Annotated in this window: 19 protein-coding genes; 17 read left to right on the forward strand and 2 right to left on the reverse strand. The window is 45.0% G+C overall.

Annotated features, from left to right (window positions below; translation table 11 throughout):
- A partial coding sequence (locus BLU87_RS18005) for a hypothetical protein (protein ID WP_092347818.1) occupies positions 1-198 on the forward strand: 198 nt, incomplete at its 5' end.
- 124 nt (positions 199-322) lie between these two features.
- Here the strand turns inward: BLU87_RS18005 and BLU87_RS10305 are convergent.
- The gene (locus BLU87_RS10305) at positions 323-1,069 is read right to left on the reverse strand and encodes a Gmad2 immunoglobulin-like domain-containing protein (protein WP_175498349.1); all 747 of its coding nucleotides are present in this window, start codon (positions 1,067-1,069) and stop codon (positions 323-325) included.
- A 318-nt stretch (positions 1,070-1,387) separates the two neighbouring features.
- On the reverse strand, positions 1,388-1,912 hold the full coding sequence (locus BLU87_RS10310; protein ID WP_139167533.1) for a hypothetical protein: 525 nt from the start codon (positions 1,910-1,912) through the stop codon (positions 1,388-1,390).
- Positions 1,913-2,648: 736 nt separating this feature from the next.
- On the opposite strand from BLU87_RS10310, the gene BLU87_RS10315 reads away from it, so the two are divergent.
- The 16 genes from BLU87_RS10315 (at position 2,649) to BLU87_RS10390 (ending at position 20,336) form a co-directional block, all read left to right on the forward strand.
- Positions 2,649-4,181 carry a Re/Si-specific NAD(P)(+) transhydrogenase subunit alpha gene (locus BLU87_RS10315; protein WP_092347827.1) on the forward strand — a complete coding sequence of 511 codons (1,533 nt, stop codon included), beginning with the start codon at positions 2,649-2,651 and terminating at the stop codon, positions 4,179-4,181.
- 7 nt (positions 4,182-4,188) lie between these two features.
- Positions 4,189-5,589 carry an NAD(P)(+) transhydrogenase (Re/Si-specific) subunit beta gene (locus BLU87_RS10320; protein WP_092347830.1) on the forward strand — a complete coding sequence of 467 codons (1,401 nt, stop codon included), beginning with the start codon at positions 4,189-4,191 and terminating at the stop codon, positions 5,587-5,589.
- A 227-nt stretch (positions 5,590-5,816) separates the two neighbouring features.
- Complete coding sequence (locus BLU87_RS10325; protein ID WP_217637492.1) at positions 5,817-6,914, forward strand: glycoside hydrolase family 3 protein; 1,098 nt, start codon at positions 5,817-5,819, stop codon at positions 6,912-6,914.
- Positions 6,915-7,022: 108 nt separating this feature from the next.
- Positions 7,023-7,427 carry a pyridoxamine 5'-phosphate oxidase family protein gene (locus tag BLU87_RS10330; RefSeq protein ID WP_175498350.1) on the forward strand — a complete coding sequence of 135 codons (405 nt, stop codon included), beginning with the start codon at positions 7,023-7,025 and terminating at the stop codon, positions 7,425-7,427.
- A 194-nt stretch (positions 7,428-7,621) separates the two neighbouring features.
- Positions 7,622-7,954: an ArsR/SmtB family transcription factor gene (locus BLU87_RS10335; protein WP_092347839.1), complete on the forward strand. Its 333-nt coding sequence runs from the start codon at positions 7,622-7,624 to the stop codon at positions 7,952-7,954.
- A gap of 47 nt (positions 7,955-8,001) precedes the next feature.
- Complete coding sequence (locus BLU87_RS10340) at positions 8,002-9,309, forward strand: permease (RefSeq protein WP_092347842.1); 1,308 nt, start codon at positions 8,002-8,004, stop codon at positions 9,307-9,309.
- 28 nt (positions 9,310-9,337) lie between these two features.
- Positions 9,338-9,571, forward strand: a complete 234-nt coding sequence (locus BLU87_RS10345) for a thioredoxin family protein (RefSeq protein ID WP_092347845.1) — start codon at positions 9,338-9,340, stop codon at positions 9,569-9,571.
- A gap of 8 nt (positions 9,572-9,579) precedes the next feature.
- Positions 9,580-9,933 carry a thioredoxin family protein gene (locus BLU87_RS10350; RefSeq protein ID WP_092347848.1) on the forward strand — a complete coding sequence of 118 codons (354 nt, stop codon included), beginning with the start codon at positions 9,580-9,582 and terminating at the stop codon, positions 9,931-9,933.
- Entirely contained in the window at positions 9,933-10,634 is a 702-nt protein-coding gene (locus tag BLU87_RS10355; protein WP_092347851.1) for a cytochrome c biogenesis CcdA family protein, read from the forward strand. The genes BLU87_RS10350 and BLU87_RS10355 overlap by 1 nt, the downstream gene beginning before the upstream one ends.
- A 282-nt stretch (positions 10,635-10,916) precedes the next feature.
- Positions 10,917-11,618, forward strand: coding sequence for a DUF4114 domain-containing protein (locus BLU87_RS10360; RefSeq protein WP_175498351.1), 702 nt, complete (start codon positions 10,917-10,919; stop codon positions 11,616-11,618).
- Positions 11,619-11,842: 224 nt separating this feature from the next.
- Positions 11,843-14,479, forward strand: a complete 2,637-nt coding sequence (gene prsT, locus BLU87_RS10365) for an XrtA/PEP-CTERM system TPR-repeat protein PrsT (protein WP_092347856.1) — start codon at positions 11,843-11,845, stop codon at positions 14,477-14,479.
- Positions 14,480-14,538: 59 nt separating this feature from the next.
- Entirely contained in the window at positions 14,539-15,858 is a 1,320-nt protein-coding gene (locus BLU87_RS10370; RefSeq protein ID WP_245706465.1) for a TIGR03013 family XrtA/PEP-CTERM system glycosyltransferase, read from the forward strand.
- Positions 15,859-16,659 carry a polysaccharide biosynthesis/export family protein gene (locus tag BLU87_RS10375; RefSeq protein ID WP_245706453.1) on the forward strand — a complete coding sequence of 267 codons (801 nt, stop codon included), beginning with the start codon at positions 15,859-15,861 and terminating at the stop codon, positions 16,657-16,659.
- Between the two features lie 13 nt (positions 16,660-16,672).
- Positions 16,673-18,175 carry an XrtA system polysaccharide chain length determinant gene (locus BLU87_RS10380; protein WP_092347859.1) on the forward strand — a complete coding sequence of 501 codons (1,503 nt, stop codon included), beginning with the start codon at positions 16,673-16,675 and terminating at the stop codon, positions 18,173-18,175.
- 63 nt (positions 18,176-18,238) lie between these two features.
- Positions 18,239-19,027 (forward strand): XrtA-associated tyrosine autokinase, encoded by a 789-nt coding sequence (locus BLU87_RS10385; protein WP_245706455.1) that lies wholly within the window; start codon positions 18,239-18,241, stop codon positions 19,025-19,027.
- Positions 19,028-19,091: 64 nt separating this feature from the next.
- Complete coding sequence (locus BLU87_RS10390) at positions 19,092-20,336, forward strand: TIGR03016 family PEP-CTERM system-associated outer membrane protein (protein WP_092347865.1); 1,245 nt, start codon at positions 19,092-19,094, stop codon at positions 20,334-20,336.

The raw sequence follows: 20,336 nt of genomic DNA on the forward strand, positions 1-20,336 counted from the left end.
ATGGCATTGCTTACAGTGATATTTATGGCAATAAACAAGCAAGGTAACAGGGTGCCCCTGCTGTGGGGTGCTGTTAATCTTTCGCCAGAAACTCGCCTTGATTCTTTTTCTCAAACTCCCGCATTGGGGACAACAGGTTTCTCTGTTGTAAACAACTTCCAATCGAGCAGGCCTGACGCTGATGACCTTTTTGATTGAAAAATCGACTAATCCTGTTAATAATCTTTCCATAGATTGATCTCCTTTCTTTGGTTGGAAATTTGATCAATTTATGGGGCATACCATAATTCTTTGGTATGCCTTTTTTCAGGTCAGGATCTTTTTATCCCCCTTCTTTGAGGTAGAGCCCAAGAACTCCGGTGAAGGGAACCCACTCATTGGTCATCCATGGACTCTGCGCCGTGGCAAATCCCTGGGCGAGGACCTGTCCTGCAGCATTGGTCAGTAACAGGGGGAAATCTCCTTCGAAATACCAAGAGCCCCTAGCTTTTCCTCCCACTTTGATCGACGCATTGATGTGCTGGCTTGGTGCGGGGCTTTCTACCACAATAAACTCGCTGCGGCAGTGTCCTTGGGGATCGGCCTCCACTAACTGGTTGGCGCGGAATGCTGTCTCGTAGTCATTTCCGAAACCGTCTTCGGGGAGCGGTGCAGAAACTCCGGCCAGCATCATGAACAGTGGGGGATAGGGAGGGAAATCGGAGAGCGCCTGCTGGTAGGTCGCCATGATCTCCGGTAGTGCCGGCGAGTCTCCGAGCAACCAGTGCTGCTCCGTTTTCCGGCATGGTAGGAACGATCGGACCTCGTGACCGATCGTTACCCATCCCTGCTCAAGCTGATTGTCTTCATCGGCAGGAAAGATTTCCTTCAGTCGGCCAGCCTCAAAAGAAAGACGTTTTGTCTTACTAATCAAGGGCATCGTGACCATTGCCTCGTCGGCTCGTCGGTCTTTGTAAAGAACAATGATGCTGCCGGAACGGATCTCGACACTTTGCGGTGCAATCCGGTCTCCAAGAAACACCGCATTGGTTCCCTGGTAATCTCCGCCCACATTGAGGGCTGAAGACACATAAACAAATGTCCCGCTTCCACCCTCTTGCCGGACCAGAAGCAGGGCCGCATCTGCTTCATTATTTCCGTCTAGGTCGCCATAAATAGGTTGGGAGAATAGGGTGGTGACGGATTTCGAGAGGGAGCCGATAATCGTTTCCGTCTCTGCACGACCGTCGGTAAGGTGAACCCACTTATTCTCAATTTGATAAGTGCCGCTTTCTGGAGTTGACGTATTCTGCCTTTCGGCATGAACGGTTCTCCGACCGACGTCATGGGGGGGGTGCGCAGCCAAAAAGAAAAGGGAAGAACAGCAAACTGAAAAAAAGGGAGAGGGTCATTTTTGTCTCACGGCAACCAGTTCCGCGCCAACTCGGAGAAATTTCACTCCGTCACGCGGTATCACCGCAAGTGCCATAGCCGCCCGATCATCAATTGGTCGCGCCGACCTGGTCTCCATGGCAAGGACCTCGGCCACACCGTCTTTGAGGGTCACCTTGATGATGTTGGTACGGTTATAAAAATCGACGTTGCGGTTAAAGACAATGATGTTTTTGTCAAAATCGACTTCAGGCAAATTTTCACCTGGCTTGAAGGCCTCCCAAACGGCGGCGAAAGTGGCCTTATCTCTAACAAAGCCAACCGCAGATTGAACATGTTCGACCGGTAACCGACTCAGCTGGGCCACAGGATAATCTCCACTCCAGGTTTGCAGAATAGAAGCTTCCTTAAGGGGGGTGTGTTCAGTGGCCGATACGTTATGAATTGACGCCGCCATCCTGTGACCTCCTGTACCGCTGCATGCTGTGGAGATAGAAGCCACCAGTAAGGCAGAAAGAATAATCAATTTGCATGGCATCATGGATTTGTCCTGTTTGATGAATGTCTGAAAAGTGCTCTTGCCGTGTTTGGGGAGAAAATCCTCTGCAGTTGGCAAAATTGATAACCACATAAATATATCATCATTTTTTTCGAAATGCCCTGCTTTATTGGATAAGCCCCCGGATTGCTTGATAGACTTTTCTCTGTCTGATTGATAGTCGGTCGTGAAATATTTTAGAAAAGGATACAAACCATGTCTTACCTTCACCTCGATGTGAACCGTCAAAACTCAATCGACGACAAGAAGTTACTAGTTAGCAAACTGTGCAAGTATACTCAAGCATAAATGTGGATGTGTATTCGCCGTATTTGTATCGTTATACACGAATTGGGGGATGGCGTTATGTGGTGGATCTACCAAATGCTGAGCCAAACAACAACTTCCCGCGTCCCCGATATTGTTTAAGCACCACATACTAATACTTTATTTGAAATCGACTTGAAGGTTGGAGACGATGGGATTAAACTTAATAGAGAAGATATTACTATGAATGATATTTTGTTATCTGGGATATGGCGGAGAAATGCAATTCCATTAGGCAATTCTGTTAGAGAAATGCTGCATCTTGGGGCAGACCATCATAATCAACGGCGGGATTGGCTACCGTTGAGGTTACAATCGATGCATTAAATACATCGAAATTCGTTACCGGCAGCGAGCTGGTGAATGATGAGGGCGACACCGCCCAATAGTACTTGAGGCAGGAGTTTAGTAAATGAAGATCGGAATTCCAAAGGAAATTCATCAAGGGGAGCGACGTGTGGCGTCGACTCCAGAAGTGGTTGCCAAACTGTCAAAGTTGGGCTTCAGTGTCGCCGTTGAGGCTGGGGCGGGAGCTGCGGCCAGCTACACAGATGATGCGTATGCCGCTGCTGGCTGTGAGATTGTCGGATCGGCTAATGACCTATGGGCCCAATCCGACGTCGTACTTAAAATACGAGCACCCGAGGGCGACGAGGTTAAGCGACTGAAATCGGGTCAAACTCTAATCAGTTTTCTTTGGCCGGCACAGAACCCTGATTTGTTAAAGAACTTGACTGATCGTGGCATAACAGCCATCGCAATGGATTGCATCCCGCGGATTTCGCGTGCGCAGAAGATGGATGCGCTGAGCTCGATGTCAAATATTTCTGGCTACCGCGCTATTGTTGAAGCTGCGGAGCACTTTGGCCGGTTTTTTACTGGGCAGATCACGGCAGCAGGTAAGGTACAACCCGCCAAGGTGCTGGTGATAGGAGCTGGAGTGGCAGGGTTAGCCGCCATCGGCACCGCGAGAGGTATGGGAGCGATTGTTCGCTCGTTTGACACGCGCCCCGAAGTCAAAGAACAGATCGAAAGCATGGACGCTCAATTCCTGATGCTTGATTTCAAAGACGAGAATGGGACCGGTGAAGGCGGCTACGCCAAAGTGATGAGCGACGAGTTCATCAAGGCCGAAATGGCATTGTTTGCAGAGCAAGCGGCGGATGTCGATATTATTGTCACCACCGCATTGATTCCGGGAAAACCGGCGCCACGGCTCATTACTGCTGAGATGATCAAGTCGATGAAAGCTGGTAGCGTGGTGGTAGATCTGGCCGCCGAGCAAGGGGGGAACTGTGAATTAACAGAACCCGGAAAAGTCGTTGTTAAACATGGCGTTTCAATCATCGGTTATACCGATATCCCGAGCCGCATGGCGACACAATCAAGCCAGTTGTATAGCAACAACTTGTACAACCTGATCACCGATATGACGCCGGGAAAAAATGGCGAGATTCTTATTGACATGGACGATGAGGTCATTCGAGGTGCGACGGTGTGTACCGGTGGCAAAACCACCTGGCCGCCGCCCGCTCCTAAGCTCTCAGCAGCGCCGAAAAAGGTTGCACCTACACCTGCACCGGTTGCCGTTGAAAAGAAGAAGTCCGTATGGGGGCCGATTCTGACCATTGGCATTGCCGCGCTGGCTTTATTCGGTCTTGGCTCAGTCGCACCGCCTGACCTCATGGAGCACCTTACTGTCTTTGTGCTTGCCTGTTTTGTTGGTTATATGGTGATCTGGAATGTCACACCAGCATTGCATACGCCACTCATGAGTGTCACCAACGCTATTTCTAGCATCATCGTTATTGGCGCGCTCATTCAAGTCAGCAGTACAGGCAGCATGATCAAGTGGATTGCCTTGTGCACCCTTTTAATAACCAGCATCAACATCGTCGGTGGCTTTGCCGTGACGCGTCGTATGCTCGATATGTTTCACAAGTGAGATTATTATGATTAGCTCAGGTGTTGTGACCGCTTCTTATATCGCGGCTATCGTTCTATTTATTCTGGCCTTAAGCGGCCTTTCCAACCAGGAAACTGCACGTCGCGGTAACTGGTATGGCATCACAGGTATGGTCATCGCCTTGTTGGCAACCGTCCTTGGTGTAGTCACAAATCACTATATTGAATTACTGACCGTTCTGGTTGTGGGTGGCAGTATCGGACTGCTGTTGGCCAAACGGGTGCAGATGACGGAAATGCCCGAGTTTATTGCCATTCTTCACAGTTTGGTTGGGCTGGCAGCTGTGCTGGTTGGTTATGCGAATTTTGCAGATACTTCCGTGCATATGACGGGTGTTTATTTGACGGTCCATGACGTCGAGACTTACCTCGGCATCCTGATCGGAGCGCTCACATGCTCCGGTTCAATTGTTGCCTTCGCAAAACTTTCCGGTCGTATCGGCTCCAAACCACTCACCTTACCAGGCCGCCATTGGTTCAATCTTGGATTGCTCCTCTCAGTCATTTGGTTGGGCAGGGAATTCGTTATTCAATCTGCCGCTGGTGGCGGCATGCTCCCGTTGATAATCATGACAGGATTTGCGCTGGTGTTCGGTATCCATATGGTTTTGGCAATTGGCGGTGCCGATATGCCAGTTGTCATCTCCATGCTCAACAGCTATTCAGGTTGGGCGGCAGCAGCGACCGGTTTTATGCTGAATAATGATCTGTTGATCGTGACCGGTGCGCTGGTTGGTTCAAGCGGCGCAATTTTGAGTTATATAATGTGTCGTGCAATGAACCGCAAGTTCCTGTCGGTAATAGCCGGTGGCTTTGGCTCTAGCGGAGGGACAACAGTCTCCGCTGCAAGTGGTGAACAGGAAGGCGAAGTGTCAGCGGTGACTGCGATTGAAGCAGCCGAACTGCTTGGCAATGCCAAGGAAGTGATGATTATTCCTGGTTATGGAATGGCCGTCGCAAAAGCGCAGCAAATCGTTTCTGAGATCACCAGCACTTTGCAAGCCAAGGGTGTTAATGTGCGGTTCGCAATCCATCCAGTTGCCGGGCGCATGCCTGGACAGATGAACGTATTATTGGCTGAAGCAAAAGTGCCGTACGACATCGTTTTTGAAATGGATGAAATTAACGCTGACTTTCCCAAGGTTGATGTTTCTCTGGTTATTGGTGCCAACGATATTGTCAACCCATCAGCTATTGATGACCCCAACAGCGCCTTGGCCGGCATGCCGGTTCTCGAGTGCTGGAAAGGCAAAACGTCGATCGTTCTGAAACGGAGCATGGCAACGGGCTATGCCGGTGTGCAGAATCCGCTATTCTTCAAAGACAATACGCGCATGTTGTTCGGTGACGCCAAAGATACGCTGCCGTCGGTGCTTGAAGCTCTGTGATTCAGGTGTTCCGTTATTTACTAGGTTCTCTAAGTGCCGCGGTAATGCAGGTGGTTGAACATCTTGTCGTGACAGGTAGAGTCAATGCGTTCACGCTTTTACAAGGGCAGGTACGACAGTGGCAGATGCCATTGTCGTATGCTGCTTTTTGTTTTTTATGGGGATAAAATCTATTTATGAGCTGCAGGTGTTTGATACGCTTTTTATTGATTTTTATGGTTGTTTTCTTGCCTGTAACTCGCTTTACTGCTTATTCTCAGACCATGCCTTCTCCGTCATCTCCATCTTTGGATGAGAAAATTGGACAGATGTTGATGGTTGGCTTTCGTGGGGCGACGGTCGATGAAAATCATTTTATCGTTAGGGATATTCAAAAATACCATCTTGGTGGGGTGATTCTGTTTGATTACGATGTTATCAATGCACAATGGCAACGAAATATTGTCTCACCACCACAAGTTAAAGCCCTGATTTCGAGTCTGCAACAGGTTTCAATCCGCCCCTTATTAATCGCTATTGATCAAGAGGGTGGTCATGTCGCTCGCCTGAACGAGAGAACCGGATTTCCTGCGACCTGTTCACACATGGAACTGGGGCAACAGGACGATTTATCTCGCACCTTGACCGAGACGGCTAAGTTAGCTCGCACCTTGGCTGACATTGGGGTTGGTCTCAACTTGGCTCCCGTCATTGATCTGTGCAGCAACCCTGATAACCCTGTTATTGCCAAATACGAACGTTGCTTTTCTGCTGATCCGCAAAAAGTGGCTGAACACGCCCTTCATTATATTCGTGCGCACCATCAGCATGGAATTTTGACGACACTCAAACATTTTCCTGGGCATGGTAGTTCGCGTAGCGATTCACACCTCGGTTTGACTGATGTGAGCGCGAGTTGGTCTGCGCGTGAGCTTCTCCCGTATCAGCAGATTATCTCCGCAGGTCAAGCCGATGTGATTATGACGGCGCATGTTTTTAACCGCCAACTCGACAGTGAATATCCCGCAACTCTCTCAAAAGCAACTATTCACGGTATTTTGCGTCAACAACTTGGTTTTGAGGGAGTGGTTATCTCTGATGATATGCAGATGGGGGCAATTGTCGATTATTATGGTTTTGATGTTGCAATTAGCAAAGCCTTAGCCGCTGGGATCGACATTTTGGTTTTTGGTAACAATCTCCACTACGATGAACAGGTGGTACCGCGTGCCATTGCTGTTATCAAAGATCTGATCCGCAATGGAACCCTTAGAGAAGAGCGAATTGACCAATCATACCAGCGGATTATGCGATTAAAAAGATCTGCAAAGTTGGATTGGAATTAGTCTCCGGGAGTATACGGCCGATCCCGGGCAATGATTATCCGTTGGGTATTGTGGAAGTTGCTTTTTTATTGCCGATCCAATAACGTTGTCTCCACAGGAGGATTAAAGATGAAAATTGATCAAAAAATTTTGGAAATTGTCAATACTCTCGGCTATATCGGGACAATTGCTACAGCGAATACACAGGGACAACCCAATGTCGCTTACTTTGGCAGCCCTCAGCTAACAGAGGATGGAACCATTGTGATGGGACTAGGAAACAACCGCACTTTGCAGAATTTAGCGGAAAACCCCCTTGCAGTATTTTTATGTATCGCTGAAAGCCCGGTTGTTTTTACCACACCTGGTTATAGGCTCTATTTGCAAGTTCGTGAGATTCAAAAAGAAGGTTCAATTCTTGACCGTGTCAAAAAAGTTATAGCTGAGGTTGCAGGTGCAGCTGCTGCAGATGGGATTGTTGCTGGAGTGGTTTTCGATGTCACCGAAGTTCGTCCCCTGATTGCAATGGGTTAGGCCTTTTGACAGACAGGACAACGACAACATTGTCCTGTCTGCATTGCCTGGCAGGTCATTTGTGTCACCATAATTAAGTGACTCTGTTTTCCCTGTGACTGTCAGTCCACGACACCATTCTTAGATTCTTTATAAAATTATATTGACAGCGTGAATCTACTTGGCTATATTGCCAAGTACTTAGGGAGAAGCAAATGGAGATAGAAACTCGAAAACATCTGGAAGCCAGAGCAAAAGTTCTCAAGGCAATGGCGCATCCCAGTCGACTCTTCATGATTGAAGAATTGTCAAAAGGTGAGCGCTGTGTTTGTGAATTAACCGAGATGATTGGCGCTGACATCTCAACGGTTTCTAAACACCTATCTGTGTTGAAGCAAGCTGGGTTGGTGATTGATGAAAAACGTGGAAATCAGGTGTTTTACCGGTTACGTGTCCCTTGTATCCTTAATTTTTTTGGTTGTGTCGAGTCCGTTCTCGAGGCTCAGGTGAAGGATCATTCTTCACATCTTAACATTCTTAGAATGTAAAATTTTTTATCTGAAAGGTTGGCTATTTAGCCAATAAGGCAATCGTTATGAATTGGAAAAATGAATGGAAGCCGCTGTTTTGGATCGTGGCTGTTTTTGGTGCGTGTTTCTTTTTACCGGTAGAAAGTTCCAGAGTTCAAGGGGCAATCATCGAATCCCTTTATCTGGTCAAGTGGTATGCTCAAGAGCATGTGCTCCTCTGTCTGGTTCCAGCCTTCTTTATTGCTGGAGCTGTGGCCGTATTTGTCAGTCAATCGGCGGTGATGAAGTACCTGGGTCCCAAGGCCAATAAAGTCTTGGCGTATGGTGTTGCGTCTGTGTCCGGAACTATACTCGCGGTTTGTTCTTGCACTATTTTACCTCTGTTTGCTGGGATCTACCGCATGGGCGCTGGTCTTGGTCCTGCCTGTGCTTTTCTCTATTCAGGTCCAGCGATTAACATTCTCGCCATCGTTCTGACGGCTCGAATCCTCGGTCCAGAGATGGGGATTGCGCGGGCCGTTGGTGCCGTCATCTTCGCCATCGTAATCGGCCTGGCCATGAACTTCTTTTTCCGTCATGAAGAAGAGGAGAAGGCCGCCGCCGCGCCGATGATGGGAGCCGAGGACGATGGCCGTCCCTTGTGGCAAACCGCCCTCTACTTTGCCAGCATGGTCGGGATTCTGGTTTTTGCCAACTGGGGAAAAACTGAAGCAGCCAGCGGACTATGGCATGATATCTACGCAGCCAAATGGATTATTACCAGCGGATTTTCTGTCGCCTTAGCCCTCATGCTTGCCACCTGGTTCCGGCTCGGTATCGTCCGCATCGTGCTAGCATCGCTACCAGCTGTGATCTCTGCGATCATTCTCCCGCATCAACCCGCTTTGGCCTTCACCTTTGGGGTTATTGGATTGTCAACATTGAGTAACCTCAAAAGCACCCGTGACGGTGAAATGGGTGACTGGTTCAATGAAAGTTGGGACTTTGCCAAGAAGATCCTACCGTTACTGTTAATCGGGGTCTTAATCGCCGGAGTTCTCCTCGGTCGTCCCGGTCATGAAGGTTTGATCCCATCAGCATGGGTCGCTTCGTTGGTTGGCGGAAACTCACTATTTGCCAATCTTTTCGCCTCCGTTTTCGGTGCCTTCATGTATTTTGCCACCCTCACCGAAGTCCCTATTTTGCAGGGACTCATGGGAGCTGGCATGGGTAAAGGTCCCGCCCTCGCTCTCCTCCTGGCAGGACCTGCTCTCTCTCTGCCGAACATGCTCGTCATCCGCAGTGTCATGGGGACCAAAAAAACCATCGTTTTTGTCCTGTTGGTGATGGTGATGGCCACCATCAGTGGGTTAATATACGGATCCATATTTTAACTGAACATCAATTACAAGGAGTCAGACTATGAAGAAAATACAAATTCTAGGAACCGGATGTGCCAAATGCCAGAAACTTGCTGAGAACACCAAACAGGCTGCCGACAGCCTCGGGCTTACCTATGAACTTGAAAAGATCACCGACATCAACCAGATCATGAGTTTTGGAGTCATGACCACACCTGGGTTAGCTGTTGATGGCAAAGTTTTGGTGACCGGTAAAGTGCCGAGTGTCATTGATATTGAGAAAATGATTGGATGAGGTTGATAATGAAGAAAATTATTTTAATAACGCTGTCGGTATTTTTGTTGGCGACAACCGTCATGGCAAACAACTTGCCAAAATTGATTGATATCGGAGCTGACAAGTGCATTCCTTGTATTAAAATGGCACCCATTCTTGAGCAACTTAAAGATGATTTCTCCGGTCAAATGGAGGTTGAATTTATCGATGCATGGAAGAATCGAAACGCAGCGGCAAGCTATGGAATCCGCATGATTCCTACCCAGATTTTTTTCGCTGCAAATGGGGACGAACTCTACCGCCACACTGGTTTTTATTCCCGTGATGAGATTTTGGATAAATGGCAGGAGTTAGGTTACCAATTTACAGGTCATAATTGATGGTTGAACAACTGATGACAAGCCTCAGCCAGGCTGTCTATGCTACTCCTTTGATTGCGCTGACTGCGGCAGCAGGGTGGGGTGTTTTGAGTATTCTCCTTTCGCCCTGTCATCTTGCGAGTATCCCCCTGATTGTTGGGTTTATCGATGGCCAAGGGCGCATGAGTACACGTCGAGCGTTTGTCATATCAAATCTGTTTGCTATCGGTATCCTTCTCTCCATTGCTTTGATCGGATTATTGACCGCTTTGGCTGGGCGAATGTTGGGAGATCTCGGCCCTTACGGTAATTGGTCGGTGGCGATTATATTCTTCCTCTTCGGCCTTCACCTTCTCGGTGTTATCCCGATGCCATGGTCTGGCCCTGGACAGATCAATATGGGCCGTAAAGGAATGTTTGCGGCCTTTATCCTAGGGTTGGTTTTTGGTGTGGCGCTGGGACCCTGTACTTTCGCATTTATGGGACCGGTCCTCGGGGTTGCATTCGCCGAGGCGAACAACAGCATGATTTTTGCCGCTCTCCTGTTGCTTGCTTATGGTCTCGGCCATTGTGCCGTCATTGTCTTTGCCGGAACTTTTACTGAAAAAGTACAACGCTATCTCAATTGGACTGAAGGTTCTAAGGGGACAATCTGGATCAAACGGATCTGCGGACTACTGGTCATAGCTGGTGGGTTTTGGTTGGTGTATAGTGCTGCATAAATGATCTTTTAAAGAAATTGCAATGGTTAAGGTTCACGAACCTTAAGTGATGGCAATCTTTTTGTTTTATATATCTCTTCTAATAGGACTTTTGAAAAAAATGTCGGAAAAATTTACATCGTCTATTTGTTGAAAATAAATGATTGTAAATCAAGCACTTATGGTTTGGTACAATATGTGCGTTAGTCAATTGATGTAATACATTATAGTGCAGTAAAATTTACTTGTACCATATGAATATACCGCTTATACCTCAATCAGAGGCAAATGGAGAGTCTACAAATGAGAATTAAATTGCTATTATTGACTATTGCTTTGTTGCTTACTTCAACACACGGAATGGCTTTGACTGTTTCATCTAATCAGCTTGTTACGAGTGCTGGAAACTATTCTGATACTGGTGATGAGGCGTTTAGCTTTACGGGTGGAGATGATATAACCGCTTTCTTAATGTTTGAGTTTGCGGGGTATCAAAATACAAACACTTTTGGTTTGTATACTTACTCCTTTGACACGCAAGGAAATGTAGTTGCTGATAACACTTTGGAGATTTTTAATGGTGCTGCCCAGGGTCTTTGGGATGACAATCAAGATCCTTTGAACTCTACGACTACGGTCACATTTGATTTTACAGGTGGTAGCGTCTCTACAAGTAACAACTCTATTGCCATTAGTGATAATCGCTTTGGGTTCTACTTGACTAGCCCTACCAATAATGGTCAAACTTTTTACACCCATACTTCACTCAATGCTGATCAATATGATCATTTCTTGACTTTTGATACTCGTGATAATGCTGCGTGGGAAGTTATGGGTTCAAATTATGTTCTTGCCGCGGAAGATTTATGGAGTGGCGGTGACCAGGACTTTACTGACATGGTTGTAGGTATTTCTGACATAGCGCCAGTTCCAGAACCAGCAACCCTCCTCCTCCTAGGTTCTGGTCTTGTTGGTCTCGCTTTCTTGAAGCGTCGTAAATCATAAGCCAAAAGACACATTAAAATGGAGAAAGGGTGGTGCGTAAGGCACCACCCTTTTTTTGTGTTCGTTCGGTTAGAAAAACTAAAGCCTGCTTGCTTTTTTACTGTATTCTGTTTAACTTACATGTTCTGTAATGGACGCTGTTTATATTTAAAAATCACATATTTTTAATATGTTTTGTCCTAAGACTTCTTATTAATACAAACACTTTCCAGAAGGTGGGGGCTATGCAAAGACTCTTAATTTTAATTATTCTCCTTTTTATCGTTTCTTGTGGGGGACAATCCAAAGAAGAATTATTGCTAGAAGGAAACCGACTAAGTGCTGAAGGAAATTTTCGTGGTGCTGTCGTTCTGTATAAAAATGCCCTGGAAAAAGATGTCAACTATCTCGATGCTCGCATTGGGTTGGCGGAAGCCTATCTAAGCTCAGAAAATTTTGATCGGGCAGAAAAAGAATTTCAAAAAGTTCTGCTGCAAAATCCCTCACAAACTGATTTATTGTTGAAACTGGCAGCCATCTATATTAACCAAAAATTACCCGAAAAAGCGCTTCTTGAACTCGATAAATACCACTCTAATAACCATGAGACAGTTGAGTCGTTAGTTTTATATGGCCGAGCACATGGTGCATCCGGAGATATAGATTCTGCTGAACAATTTTTCAAAAAAGCCTTACAACTTGATTCGACTGCGATCGATCCCCGTTTGAATTTAGCAAAGGTTTATTTGCAGAAGAAAGATTTCGTCATAGCGAAGCAATATCTGCAGGAAGCTATCTCTATTGATAATAAGCTGATCGAAGCTTACTACTTGCTGGCTTCCATTGAGACGCGTCAAGGGAATCGTGAGGCTGCCCTTACTGCTTATTCTAATATTATTCAGGTGGATGCAAAGCAGCTTCAAGCTATCTATATGTCAGGCATTTTACAGATGGATCTTGGCGATATGGCCGCAGCACAGGCTTCTATTGACAAGCTTCTATCCAGTTTTCCTGATCGTTCAGACGGATCACGTTTAAACGGTTTTTTGTTATATCGCCAGGAGAAGTATGAAGAAGCCAAAATCGCTTTAGAGGATTCATTGAAAAAGCAGCAGCATCTCCTTTCCTATTTCTTTTTAGGTCTCAGTTATTATGGATTGGAAAATTATGAGATTGCTCTGAACCAATTTCAGAAAGCACTTGATCTTAATCCGAGCTTTGAGAGGGCCAGAATTCTTGTTTCAATGACGTTGCTCAAACAAAAACGTCTTGATGACGCTATCATTGAGGTTCAAAAAGTTCTCCGGACAAATCCAGATAATGCGTACGCTCATAACATTCTAGGAAGCGCCTATCTCGCAGATGGCCAATATGATCAAGGGATGGCTGAACTTGAGACTGCAACAGATTTAGATCCGGATTTAGCTGATGCACATTTGAAACGCGGAATTTTTCATTTGGCAAAAGGGCAGGGGGCGGAAGGTGAAGCTGATTTGGTCAAGGCTGTTGATGCTGCTCCCGAAGTCTTGAATGGGCGTCTGATGTTGGTCACTCATTATCTTAGACAAAAAAATTATTCAGCGGCAGTACAGAGCTTGCAAGATGGGATGGATGGATCCAAGGCCGATGCCCTTTTAAACAATTATCTGGCTGCAGCTTATTTTTCGCAAAAAAAACCAGTACAGGCTTTGGCTGCGCTGGAGAAAGCAAAACAGGCTAACCCCGATTATTTAACCCCATATTTTAACCTTGCCTCCTACTACGCCTCGCAATCAAATTATGAAAAAGCTATCGCTGAATATTATCAAGTAATCTCTGCCGACAGTAAAAATCTTAGGGCATTACTGGGTATTGCCGCATTGTATAATGTCCAAGGTAAAGTTTCTGACGTCGACAAAATGTATGGGCAGATAGAAGCTACGGGCACTGAATCTGGCTTCGTCGCTGCTGCTCAGTATCAGTTGAAGAAAAAACAAACGGCAGAAGCTCTAGCTATTGTTGACCGTGGTCTGCAATCTTTTCGAGATTCTATGCCACTATTGGAGCTCAAGGGGGGGCTGCACTTGCAGCAACAACAGTGGGATGATGCTGAGACAGCTTACATTGAATTGTCAGGTGTTTCAGCTGAGCGCGGCAATAATCTTTTAGTCCGCCTCTATCTCTCATCCGGTCAATCAGCCAAAGCAGATAAGTTGATCTCAGAAGTGTTATCCTCAGACGGTGACCAGGAATACCCTTATTTACTCTCTTCTCTTTTTTTAGCAGGACAAGAAAAAAAACAAGAGGCGGTAAAGATTTTGCAACAGGGGATTGCGACGGTGCCTCATCCGCTACGATTGCAAATGCAACTAGCACGAACCTTTGAGCAAGATGATAAATCACAGTTAGCGGAACAACTTTATCAGCGGATAATTCAGTCGGCGCCACGTTTTGCCCCAGCCTATTCCGCGCTCGGCTTTTTGAAAGAAAGTCATGGTGATAAAGGGGCCGCATTGGAGTATTATAAGTCCGCGATAAAGTTTGATAACAAAAGCACCTCGGCATTAAATAATCTCGCCTACCTATTGATGGACAATTTTGGCGAAGAAGAGGAGGCGCTTAACTACGCTATGGATGCGTACCGGTTGCAGCCTAATGATCCCCGGATCATGGACACTCTAGGATATGCCCTGATTAAGAATGGTCGTGCTGAGGATGCATCCAATTTACTCGAAAAGGCTCATGATCTCCTCCCTGGTGTTGCTGCGGTAACGCTGCATCTAGCAATGGCAAAAATTGAAACCGGAGAGGATTCCATTGCTAAAGGCTTATTAGAAGAAGTGATCGCGTCTGGTGATAAGAGCGAGCTTCAGCAAGCCGAAGAGCTACTAAACACATTATAACGAGTCATTGAATTATGATGGTCAGAGCGAAATATTTTATTATCATAATCGATATCTGTATGGCTTATCTTTGCTTGGCAGGGGCTTATCTGATTCGGTTTGGTCATGTTACCATTTCTGAGAGTCTCTTTTCCTGGAGTATTCTCGAGGTATTGAGTTGCTTGTGTGTCGTGTTTTTTTTCTCATACCTATTTGAGCTTTACGAGCGACAAAAATTTGTTAGTCGGAAATTTCTGTTTTATCGGGTTCTTTCAACAGGAGTGGGGAGTTTTTTTCTCCTCTCAGCGCTCTTCTATTTGCTCCCATTTTTACAAATTGGACGGGGGATTTTGCTGATTTCTCTGGTTTTATTCTGCTGTGCTCAATATGGGTCGAGATTATTGATCCGTAAGTTTTCACACTCAGCACAATTTGCAACTAGAATATTGATTGTTGGTGCCGGGGAGTTGGCAAAAAGTATCGCTGAAATCGTGCCCAAAGACCAGAACGTTCATAGTTTTGTCCGCTTTGTTTCCTGCACTGAAAGGGACCCTGAAGTTGACCCGGCTTTGATCGTCGGAAATATTAAAGAGATTGATAGCCTCATCCATGACTACAGACCTCAAAAGTTAGTTGTGGCGCTCAATGAACGACGTGGTAATTTACCACTCAAAGAATTTATGCGGAGTAAGTTGCGCGGTATTGAAATAGTTGAAGCGACCACGTACTTCGAACAAGTCAAAGGCTGTCTGCTGATTGAAAACATGCAGCCAAGTGCCTTTGTCTATACTCACAGCTTTCGGATGACCCCATTTATGCGTGGTTATAAGCGTATTTATGATATTGTCTTCTCGGTTATTGGTCTGCTCCTTTCTTCACCTCTTTTTCCTGTTCTGGCCGTCATTATCAAGTTGGATACACCCGGCCCAGTGTTTTATAAGCAACTCAGGGTTGGTGAAAATGAAGTAGAATATTTTGTTTATAAATTTCGTACGATGGGGCAAGATGCAGAGAAACAATCCGGAGCTGTATGGGCACAAAAAGATGATCCCCGGGTGACGCGTATTGGTCAGTTTCTACGCAAAACTCGTCTGGATGAAATTCCACAACTCTATAATGTTCTTAAGGGGGACATGAGTTTCATCGGTCCTCGCCCTGAGCGGATGGCGTTTGTTGAAAAATTAAAGGAAACCATCCCTTTTTATTCCATCCGACATTTTGTGAAGCCAGGTGTTACGGGTTGGGCTCAAGTCTGTTATCCTTATGGAGCTTCGGACGCAGATGCTCTTGAAAAAATGCGTTATGACCTGTTTTATATTAAAAACTACTCTGTCTTTCTCGATTTCAAAATTATAATTGATACGATCCGTGTTGTTTTGACGGGTTTTGGAGGTCGATAGTTGAAAAAAATAGTGCTCAGTTGTTTTATTGTGTCATTGACTCTGGGGAGCTTTTCTGGCTTTGCAGCTGCCGCAGATTATTTAATTGGTAAAGGAGATGTTCTAGAGGTCTCCGTTTGGGGGGTTCCTGAGATGAGTCGTTCTGTCACCGTCAGACCTGATGGAAAAATCACTTTGCCTGCTGTCGGCGATGTCTTGGCAGACAGATCGACACCGGCAAATTTGAGTAAAACCATTTCTACCAAGATGAAAGAGTATATCAAGCAACCGATAGTAACCGTTTCGGTGCAACAGATTATCAATAATCGCGTCTATATCACCGGGGGGGGCGTGTCTCGCGTTTTTGATATGACAAAAGAGACATCACTGCTTAAATTACTAAGTGAACTCGGAGACTTGTCAACAGTTGATTTGCGAAGAGCTTATCTTTCCCGGAACAATGAGAAAATAAATACCGACTTTTATCGTCTTTATTTTGAAGGTGATATGTCTCAGGATATTCAGCTTAAAGCTGAGGATATCATTTTTATCCCAAGTAACCGACTCAATATTGTTTATGTTATGGGAGCAGTCACAGCGCCACAAAGTCTCCAATTTTATGAAGGAATGAAGGTTATGGATGCTATCCTGACCGCTGGTGGATTTACAGAATTCGCCAAAGAAGGAAGCGTCTTTGTTATCGGCAAAGATAAGGTCAAACATCAAATTGATCTTAAAAAGGTGACAAAAGGGAAAGATATTTCCGCCAATGTTGCTTTAAAGCCCGGTGACTATGTTATTGTCGAAGAAAGTATTTTCTAGGATTTTTTGATCTATGCAAAACTTTAAAGAATTACTCCGTTACCTTCGTGCTCTTCATCGGCATAGATACTTGTTTGTCTTTGTCGCGTTGATGGTGATGACTGTTATCGGTGTCTACAGCTTTACTTTGCCTAAAAAATATAGCGCCGATACGACTGTATTTATTGAGCGAAATGTCATTGATAGTTTGGTTCGTGGCATCGCTGTTTCTCCTGATATTAATGATCGAATTCGCGTTCTTCGCTATGCGATACTCAGTCGTGATCTGGTGACGAAAACGTTGGAAGAGGTTGGATCAGAAATCTTTGCTAAGCCGATTGCCGAGCAACAAAATTATATCTCTGGTTTAATTAAGCGGATCAACTTGAGAATCCGTGGACAAGAGCTTTTTACCCTCTCTTTGGTAGATAAAGACCCCTCATTTGCGCAGAAATTCGTGAACACTCTTGTTGGGACCTATGTTGAAGAAAATATTTCAGCAAAAAGGGAGGAAACTTATGGTGCTAACCGATTTCTAGATGAACAAATAGAGATATTTAAGGCCAAGCTCGAGGCTGCAGAAGATAAAATAATCGATTTTAGAAAGAAAAATGGAATTTATTTTTCTGTTAACGAGGGTGCGACTCTAGCTAATATCAGGGAATTGGAAAATCAGATTGAAACCATAGAGTTGAACCAAGACACCCTATTAGCCAGAAAAAAACAAATTCAAAGCCAGCTTGATTCCCTCCCAGAAACGATTGATATGGTCAGTGAAAGTGCTGAAGGGAATCGTCTTGCGGAGATGGAAAGCCGCTTAAACAACCTTCTCCTCAAATATACAGATAACTATCCAGAAGTGATTAGATTAAAATCAGAGATTGACACTCTGAAAAAGCGACTCACTGAGCCTAATAACAATGCAAGTAAGCCTGAACGTACGCGTTTGACATCATTGAACCCATTACATCAGGACTTGCAAGGGCGTGTCTTTGAACTTGATGCGGAGCTCTCATCTTTAGGGGCCAGAAAACTTAATTTACAAAAAACCATTGCCAAGCGAGAAAGTGAACTTCGGGAAGTGCCAACAGCACGCAAAGAGCTTGGCATTCTTGTCCAAGAGAGAGACTCTATCCGCAATGTTTATGATGAGTTGCTTGGGCGAATGAGTCAGTCCGAAGTTTCTAAACAAATGGAGATTGGCAATAAGGCTGCAACTTTTCGTATTGTTGACGCCGCTGTATTACCAGAGGTTCCTGTTTCTCCAAATATGATGAAGATGTTTCTTCTTGCTGTCGCTGGGGGGCTTGGTTGTGGCGTAGGGGTCATCTATCTGCTTGAATCCATGGATAATCGCATTCGGGACGTCAGCGTATTTGAAGGTCTTGGAATTGATGTTCTTGCCGTTGTGCCAAATATTGTTGATCCTGCAATCGCCAAAAAAGTTTGGCGAACTGATTTCATCGTCGTTTTTACTGCTGGAGTCTATTTTCTGGGTTTTGCAGGTGTGTTTGTTTATGAAATTTATCTACGCTAGGCATTCTGGATTATGAGTCGAATCGAAGAAGCATTAAAAAAAGTCTCCAGTCAACGGACTAGGGTGAATCAAAATAAATCTACTCTGCGAAATAAAGTAGATGACGCTGCACCGATTCGTCCCAAAACAGTCAAGAACATGATCAATTCTTTGCTTGATGTTGTTCCGCTTAAGATAGATCATCTTATGTTGGCAACTGCGCGGGATGAAAAAACCATTGTTGTTGAAGAATTCAATAAGCTGCGGTCAACCGTTATTGCTTTGACCAAAGGTGATAAATTTTTAAATACAATTATGGTGACGAGCACAGCCAGTGAAGAGGGCAAGTCGATGACAGCTCTGAACCTTGCTATCTCTTTAGCTAAAGAACAGGATCATACGGTTTTGTTAGTCGATACTGATTTGCGCCGCCCATCAGTGCATAAATATCTGGATATTAACCCAAAAGTTGGTTTGGTTCATTGTTTGCGAGATAATTTACCGATAGAGAAAGCATTAATAAAGACTGGTGTTGGGAAATTAGTTATTCTTCCTGCTGGTGAAGCCGTCAGAGACCCCTTGGATATGCTGTCTTCAAATCGGATGAAGGAGATTGTCCACGAACTAAAAGATCGTTATCCTGAGCGCTATGTCATTTTTGATACACCCCCTTCTCACCCATTTGCAGATGCCGGAGTGTTGGCAAGTTTCCTCGATGCAACATTATTTGTTGTCAGAGAAGGAAAGGCCAATAAAGATGATGTGGTTAAAGCTTTAGAAGAGTTTAAGGATCATAACTTGCTTGGCGTTGTATATAACGACGCGCGTGTATTCTTTAAAACGACCAGCGGCTATTATTATGATTATGATTAAATAGTTTATTTATTGCAGAATTGTGCATGTAGCCTGATTTTGCCATTTCTACAAGGGGCGAATTATGAAATCATTGAAAATTTCTGTTGTTATTCTAATGTCTATTTGTTTTGTCTTTTCGACAATAAGTTCATGGGCTGAAGTTGAAATACACCCCCGCCTAACTGTTGAGGAAGAGTATAATGATAATATTTTTCTTGACTCAGCAAATGAAGAAGAGGATTGGATTACGACAATTCAGCCAGGTGTCAATTTAAGTTATCAAAATCGTTCGGTTGAAGCATCGGTCGACTATTCACTTCGCTATCGTCTGTATAAAAATAATGATAGTGAAAATCTGGATGACTTTAAGGATGTTCAGCAGGCAGACGCCAATGCACTGTTTTTTCGTGGACGACCATTTACCCTGTACCTTGCAGAAGTTATCAGCCGTGAAACCATTGATGAGCGTGATGATTACGCTTACAGTGATGCTGAAAATAGATCAACGGTCTATCGGACCACAGTAACTCCAGAATATCGACTTCAGTTGATGCCAACCTTCTCCCTTCTTTTTGGTTATACCTATTCTCGGGCAGACTATGTTGACCCTCGCGGGGATGATACTGAAGAACATGAAGGACGTATCTCGTTGGTGAAGCAGCTATCAGCGAGTTCAGAAGCCTTTGCACGTTATGCTTATGCGATTGAAATGTCAGATGACAACGCTGATGAGTTTGACAGACAGGACTATATCTTAGGTTTGACTCAGCAGTTAGGTGGCCGTACGACTCTATCATTGGAAGGTGGTTATAGCCAGATTGATTATGACTCCGGCTTGGATACAGACAGTACGACTTGGCTTGTCGATATAGCCTACCGTCTTTCTCAACCTGTGACGTTTTCCTTGACCTATTCTCAAGATTTCGTTGTGACGGCAGAAGATGGGCTTACAGAGACAAAAGAGGCACGCTTTGGTGCTGCATATGTGAAAGAGTCTTTAACCGCATCGACTGAGATCTTCTGGAACAATTCTGATTATATCCGTCTTGATCGGGAAGATACGGCCTATGGTGTCCGTTTTGACTTTGCCAAACCGTTGGCCAGAGCTGTCACCGTCAATTTTGATGCTGAGTACGAATATGCACAGTTCGATGACCTTGATGTCAATGAAGATGTGAATCGAATGACCTTCGGCACCTCCCTTGATTACGAATATCGCCGTTTCTTGGCATCTCTTGGATATCGTTTCCGCATCAACGAATCTGATATCGATGACAATGATTATAATAATAATATTATCACTTTGAGTGTGACAGTCAGGTTTTAA

It is taken from the genome of Desulfuromusa kysingii (assembly GCF_900107645.1).
Lineage (GTDB): Bacteria > Desulfobacterota > Desulfuromonadia > Desulfuromonadales > Geopsychrobacteraceae > Desulfuromusa > Desulfuromusa kysingii.